Origin of the sequence: Mesorhizobium sp. M4A.F.Ca.ET.050.02.1.1, from assembly GCF_003997725.1 — a bacterium.
Lineage (GTDB): Bacteria > Pseudomonadota > Alphaproteobacteria > Rhizobiales > Rhizobiaceae > Mesorhizobium.
This window is the reverse complement of sequence record NZ_RZSG01000401.1, coordinates 1-5,432: the sequence shown is the minus strand read 5'-3', so window position 1 is coordinate 5,432 and position 5,432 is coordinate 1. Positions and strand designations below refer to the sequence as shown.

Annotated in this window: 9 protein-coding genes; 2 read left to right on the top strand and 7 right to left on the bottom strand. The window is 65.6% G+C overall.

Going from position 1 to position 5,432, the window contains the following annotated elements; translation table 11 throughout:
• Positions 1-229: 229 nt before the first annotated feature.
• The 3 genes from EOA33_RS22745 to EOA33_RS22740 are packed head-to-tail and all read right to left on the bottom strand — an operon-like array spanning position 230 to position 1,637.
• Complete coding sequence (locus tag EOA33_RS22745) at positions 230-712, bottom strand: GNAT family N-acetyltransferase (protein ID WP_126058760.1); 483 nt, start codon at positions 710-712, stop codon at positions 230-232.
• Between the two features lie 5 nt (positions 713-717).
• A complete protein-coding gene (locus tag EOA33_RS40725; RefSeq protein ID WP_245482411.1) occupies positions 718-972 on the bottom strand; it encodes a hypothetical protein in 255 nt (84 codons plus the stop codon).
• A complete protein-coding gene (locus tag EOA33_RS22740) occupies positions 972-1,637 on the bottom strand; it encodes a hypothetical protein (protein ID WP_245482410.1) in 666 nt (221 codons plus the stop codon). The genes EOA33_RS40725 and EOA33_RS22740 overlap by 1 nt, the downstream gene beginning before the upstream one ends.
• A gap of 175 nt (positions 1,638-1,812) precedes the next feature.
• On the opposite strand from EOA33_RS22740, the gene EOA33_RS22735 reads away from it, so the two are divergent.
• The gene (locus EOA33_RS22735; RefSeq protein ID WP_126058758.1) at positions 1,813-2,382 is read left to right on the top strand and encodes a methylated-DNA--[protein]-cysteine S-methyltransferase; all 570 of its coding nucleotides are present in this window, start codon (positions 1,813-1,815) and stop codon (positions 2,380-2,382) included.
• 13 nt (positions 2,383-2,395) lie between these two features.
• On the opposite strand, the gene EOA33_RS22730 is transcribed toward EOA33_RS22735, so the two are convergent.
• Entirely contained in the window at positions 2,396-2,836 is a 441-nt protein-coding gene (locus EOA33_RS22730) for a hypothetical protein (RefSeq protein WP_126058757.1), read from the bottom strand.
• A gap of 158 nt (positions 2,837-2,994) precedes the next feature.
• Positions 2,995-3,321, bottom strand: coding sequence for a hypothetical protein (locus EOA33_RS22725; RefSeq protein ID WP_126058756.1), 327 nt, complete (start codon positions 3,319-3,321; stop codon positions 2,995-2,997).
• 292 nt (positions 3,322-3,613) lie between these two features.
• Between EOA33_RS22725 and EOA33_RS22720 the strand changes: the two genes are divergently transcribed.
• Entirely contained in the window at positions 3,614-3,826 is a 213-nt protein-coding gene (locus EOA33_RS22720; protein ID WP_006202464.1) for a cold-shock protein, read from the top strand.
• Positions 3,827-4,171: 345 nt separating this feature from the next.
• Here EOA33_RS22720 and EOA33_RS22715 read toward each other — a convergent pair whose 3' ends face one another.
• Positions 4,172-4,780, bottom strand: coding sequence for a glutathione S-transferase family protein (locus tag EOA33_RS22715; protein ID WP_126058755.1), 609 nt, complete (start codon positions 4,778-4,780; stop codon positions 4,172-4,174).
• Positions 4,781-4,855: 75 nt separating this feature from the next.
• On the bottom strand, positions 4,856-5,432 hold a 577-nt coding region (locus EOA33_RS22710), incomplete at its 5' end, for an EAL domain-containing protein (RefSeq protein WP_145989239.1).

The window sequence follows — 5,432 nt, the reverse complement described above, 5'->3', positions numbered from 1 at the left end:
GCGGGGCCCCGACCCCGCCCGGGGACCCGCCGTGGAGTGGCTGACACATGCCGGCGCAGCCCACCCCAACGCCTTGCCAACGTGCGATCCGCCGATCGGCCGCTTGGCATGACGCTGGGTTAGCATTTGCAAGCAGCGGCTAATGTGAAGCCGTTCACAAAGCAGTCCTGCTTTCACGCCGCAAAGCGTCGATGTGACAAATGCCACCCTAACACCGGGAGCCGGCCGCTTATCCTTCCCAGTCGACCGGCATCATGCCCAGCCGCTCATAGAGCCGGACAGCAGTGGCGTTCTCCACTGTGTTGGTCTTGAGATCGACATGAGCGGCACCCCGGTCGCGGAAAGCGATGAAGGCCTGCCGCATCAGCGCCTCGCCGATGCCATGGCCGCGCGCTTGCGGATGGACGGCGAGGTCCTTGACGAAGGCTGTCGCCCAGCACAGTGCCGCCCCCGCCAGCCGGCCCTTGGCATCGATGACCAGGAAGCACAGCGCGGGGTCGAATCCGGCGTCGCCGGAAATGCGCGGCCACCACTCGTCGAACGGCCCGTCCGTGCCGTCGTCGAACACTTCGGAGAGCAGCGCATGCAGGGGCCGCGCGTCGGCGGGCTCGAAGCCGCGCATGACAAAGCCCTCCGGCCAGTGCGGCGGCGGCAGATCGTCGTCGAGGGTCTTGCGCAGCCGGATGTCGTCAGGTGCCGGCGGGCGCGGCATCGCGCTCAGGCGTCGGGCTGCAGGCGGCGGCGCGCGCGGTCAACGCCGAGGCCGGTCGCTTCCAGCAGGCCCTTGCGCTTGGCATCGTAATAATAGCCGCTCTGGTAGAGCCGGTCGGCGCGCTTTTCATCGCCCCCCGACACCAGCCAGGCGCCGCGCAGATACTTGACCGCATATTTGAGATTGGTCTCGGCGTCGAACAGACCGCTCGCCGGCCCGTCATAACCCATGCCGCGCGCCGTCGCGTGCTTGATCTGCATCAGACCCCAATGGCCGTGATTGTAGGCTTTCGGGTTAAGGTGCTCTCGCGGTTGACGACATGGCGCACGAGATCGATGGGCACCTCGTAGAGCGCGGAGTATTTCTCGATCAGCCGCTCGATCTCGGCGCGCGGCCCGGTGGCGTGCGGCTGCGGCTCGCCCGGCGGGGCAAGCAGCGCCGGGTTCTGCGGCACGAAATAGGCGACCTGCTGGACGCCCGGCATCGTTGCCGCCTTCACCGCCTGGCCGGTTACGGGCATCGCCATCGCGGCCGTTGCGTAGGCGGGCATCGGCTTGACCGATCCCGGGCTGAGCGGCGAGGTGCCGGCCATCACGGCGGGCTGAGCGGCAAGCGGCGTCGATCCGGCGAAGGCGGCGGGCTGGGCAGGCAGCGGCAAGGGCTCGCCCGGCGTCGCCATGCCCGGAGCTGCCATGTTCGCATCGGCGGGGAACGCCGCCATCTGCACCGGCGCAAGGCCGGAGGGCTCCGGCAGCACCGCCACCGTTTCCGGCAGCGCGACGGTCGGCGTGTCGTCCTCGACGGCAGGGGTAGCGGCTGCCGACAGGGCGGGCGCGGCCTTCATCTGCGAGGTCGAGGTGCAACCGCTGAGGCCGGCAGCTGCAACGAGCGCGCCGATCGCGGTGAGGATGATTTTCGCTGCCAAGCCCTGCAGGTCCGATTGTCGGTTGTTAAGAAGTCCTTACACCAGCGATTCTCGGCCGGCAATCAGGGCCATCCGCTGGTTTTCGGGTGGCGGAACTCGCTGCAAGCTGCGATATTGTTCCCTATCTGTACCGTACCTGTACCCGTTTTTCGCGGTTTGCGGAAAGGAGCCCAGCATGGAAAAGACATCCGCGATCACAACCGGTCACGCAGTGTTAGAAACAGTGATCGGATTCACGGGCATTGGCTGGAGCGAAACCGGGCTGATCCGGCTCTGCTTGCCCGAGCGCAGCCGCGAGGCGGTCGAGCGCCGGCTGTTTCGCCATAGTGGCGTGTCAAGCTCGACCGACCGGCCGCAATGGGTGATGGACCTGATCGCCGCGATCAGGGCCTATGCCGCCGGCGAGGACATCGATTTCTCCAGCGTGCCGGTCGATCTTGCCGGCGTCGACGATTTCCGCCTCGCCATCTATGACGCGGCGCGCAAGCTCGGCTTTGGCGAGACCACCACCTATGGCGAGTTGGCGAAGCGCGCCGGCCATCAAGGGCTCGCCCGCGAAACCGGTGCCGCGCTCGGCGCCAACCCGGTGCCGCTGGTCATCCCGTGCCACCGCATCCTGGCCGCCGGCGGCAAGATCGGCGGCTTCTCGGCGCCCGGCGGCTCGGCCACCAAGGAAAAGATGCTGGCCATGGAAGGCGTGCGCCTCGGCCCGCCGCCGTCACCGCAGGCCTCGTTCGGGTTCTGAAAAGTCCGGGCCCTTACTTCAGCCCGATGCTCATACCGCTCAGATCGGCGTTGACTTGCAGGCCTACCTGCTTGCCAGTGAGCTCGAGTTGGGCGCCCTTGTCATTGGTCATGACGATCACCTGGGCCCCCTTGCCGAGCGCGCCGCCGCCGCCCGCAGCACCGTACACGCCTGTCACATCCCGGGCGCGGCGAATGTGGCGCACGGTACCGTGGAAGTAGGTCTTTGAGGCCCCGAACGCGAGGCCGCCCGAGATGCCGCCGACCGAGATAGGATAGCGGCGACCATGGAAGGTCAGCGTGCCCTCGCCTCCAGAACCACCGATGAAGAAGGCCGCCTTGTAGACGGCGAAGCGGATCGTGCCGCTATCAGCATGCGCGGCGCTGGCTAGGCTGACTCCCGCGGCGGCGATGACGGCAAACGTGACCGATCGAAATCCCGATGAAATCTTCATGATGAGAACTCCTCTAGATCGCCGCATGCCCAGCCGGTCGGGCAGGCCAGCGTCGTATCAAAGTCATAGCTGAACTGTCTTGCCCGTCATTGGTTCCAGGCACGCGGGTTGAATCCGGCAGCGATAAGACCCCGGCGAAACGTGGCGGATGGCGAATCTCAGTTCTGCAGGAAACGGCGACGGAACCGCCGATCGAAGTCCGGCCGCTTGCAGACGAAGACCGGGCAGGATTTCGCATCGGCGCTGGGCACGTAGGCGCGCTTCCTCACCTCGCCCAGGTCGCAGAAGCGCTCGTCCCTGACGTAGCGGTCATAGAGCGGCAGCCCCGGGACACGCGTCGACTGGTAGCGCAGGATGACCGCGCCCTGGCGCGCGATCGTCGCCTGCACCCTGTCGCAGCTCATGCGGGTCGGGTCGTAGCGCGAGATCGCCTGCGCCTCGGCGGCCACCAGCGTCATCAAGGCGGCAAGCACAACGGTCTTCATGATCCTCTCCCAAACCCGGCGCCCGAGACCTGGCCGTTCCTCCCTCGCGGCGCCCGCCGGCCGCAAATTTTCCACGCGATTGGGGCGGCCGTTGGGCGGCGGTGCTGGTCCCGCTTTCTCACACAGTCTTGTTTTCAGCGCAAAACCCGCCTATATGCATCGCATTGATATTTCGGCCGATCGATCGGGCCTCGCGATCTTCGCGTTTGCTGACGTCTATCTCCAAAATTTCGATACCACCGGCCGGACCCCTGGTCCGGTTAAACTAAAGCAAATGTGAAGGATACTTCGAATGGCAACTGGTACGGTCAAGTGGTTCAACGCCACCAAGGGCTTCGGCTTCATCCAGCCTGACGCGGGCGGCGCGGACGTTTTCGTCCACATCTCCGCTGTCGAGCGCGCTGGCCTGTCGACCCTGGTCGAGGGCCAGAAGATCAACTTCGAGATCGAGCAGGACCGCCGCACCGGCAAGTCCGCTGCTGGGTCTCTGAGCAAGGCAGCCTGATTTAGCAACAGCGCGCGCCGGACGAAGGTTCGGGGCGCGCGGCAAGTCACGGATGTACTGACGGTCGCGCGAGAAGCGCGCCGGAGTGGAAAGACCCGACAAGCTGGAACAGCAGATAGCTGCCAGCCCGGTCAGACGCTCCCGATCAGGCTACCGGAATGGGAAGGCGGGATTTATCCCGCCTTTTTATTTGCCTGCGGTTCAGACATTGGCGAAACCGCCGAAGCTGCCTTCTTCTCCCCGTTCACGGGGAGAAGTGCCCGGCAGGGCGATGAGGGGCGGCGCGACGCTGCGGAATTGGCTTCCTTGGCGGAGCCGCGAAGCGGCGACGGCGTGAGGACAAGACTAAGGCAGCCACTCGATCGGCACATGCCCGGGATCCGCCTCCACGCGGCCGAGCCAGGCGGCCACCGCCGGATAGGCGTCGAGCTGGAAGCCGCCCTTCTCGGCGGTATGCGTGTAGGCATACAGCGCGATGTCGGCGACGCTGTATGCATCGCCGGCGAAGAAGGCATTGGCTTCCAGATGCCTGTTCATCACGCCGAGCGCCTTGTTGCCGCGCTCCAGCGTCGATGCCAGCCGTTCCGGCGTCGCGTCCCTGGCGCGCTCGGGAAAGGTGAGCAGCGCCTTGCGCACGGCGATGTAGGGCTCGTGGCTGTACTGCTCGAAGAACAGCCACTGATAGGCGAGCGCCCGCTGGTACCGGTCGGCCGGCAGGAAGCGCGTGCCCTCGGCGAGATAGAGCAGGATGGCGTTGGATTCGGCGATCCGTCTGCCGTCGTCGAGTTCCAGCAGCGGCACCATGGCGTTGGGATTCTTGGCGACGAAATCGGCCTTGCGGGTGTCGCCGGTATGCGAGCTCACCTCGTCATTGGTGAAGGCAATGCCGAGCTTGGCCATCAACAGGCGCGGCTTGTAGCAATTGCCGCTGTCGATCATGCTGTAGAGTATCATCAGGTCTCCTTCCGGCTCGCGCCAATATCGCGCGGCGGAAGCCGCCTCATCCAGTGATTTGTTTTGGCCTGAACATCAGCGCCGCTGATGCAACGGCACCACCTTGCTGTCCATGCCGAGCAGTGCCTCGGTGGAGAGTGGCTCCTCGTTGAAGATCGTGCCCGCCAGCGCCGGGCGGGCGAGATGGTAGCCCTGCACAAGGTCGACGCCGCCATCGAGCGCGACGCGAAGATGCACGGCCTGCTCGATCCCTTCAACCAGCACCTTGGCGCCCCGATCATGCAGCATCGAGACCAGCGGCCGGAAGAAGCGCTCGGCGGCGGCATGCCGGCAGAACTCGGCAAACCAGGCGCCGTCGATCTTGACGATGTCGGGCGCAAGCAGCGCGATGCGCTCCTCAGTCGAATGTCCGGTGCCGAAATCGTCGATGGCGATACGAATGCCGTCGCGCCGCATCTCGCGAACGAGGCTGATCAGAACCTTGTCGTTGGCCGCCTGCTCGGTGATCTCGCAGACCAGCATGCCTGGATAGAGATCCAGTTCGCCGAGATGCCTGGTCATCAGCCGGATCTCGGCCAGCGCCCGCCCGAGATGGTCGTTGATCAGCGGATTGTAGTTGAAGAACAGGTCGAGCCCCTCGACGCCGATGTTG

What these genes read in the sequence shown, in the direction of transcription:
- EOA33_RS22745 (WP_126058760.1), bottom strand. Translation starts at nt 712, where the DNA reads ATGCCGCGCCCGCCGGCACCTGACGACATCCGGCTGCGCAAGACCCTC.
- EOA33_RS40725 (WP_245482411.1), bottom strand. Translation starts at nt 972, where the DNA reads ATGCAGATCAAGCACGCGACGGCGCGCGGCATGGGTTATGACGGGCCG.
- EOA33_RS22735 (WP_126058758.1), top strand. Translation starts at nt 1,813, where the DNA reads ATGGAAAAGACATCCGCGATCACAACCGGTCACGCAGTGTTAGAAACA.
- EOA33_RS22730 (WP_126058757.1), bottom strand. Translation starts at nt 2,836, where the DNA reads ATGAAGATTTCATCGGGATTTCGATCGGTCACGTTTGCCGTCATCGCC.
- EOA33_RS22725 (WP_126058756.1), bottom strand. Translation starts at nt 3,321, where the DNA reads ATGAAGACCGTTGTGCTTGCCGCCTTGATGACGCTGGTGGCCGCCGAG.
- EOA33_RS22720 (WP_006202464.1), top strand. Translation starts at nt 3,614, where the DNA reads ATGGCAACTGGTACGGTCAAGTGGTTCAACGCCACCAAGGGCTTCGGC.
- EOA33_RS22715 (WP_126058755.1), bottom strand. Translation starts at nt 4,780, where the DNA reads ATGATACTCTACAGCATGATCGACAGCGGCAATTGCTACAAGCCGCGC.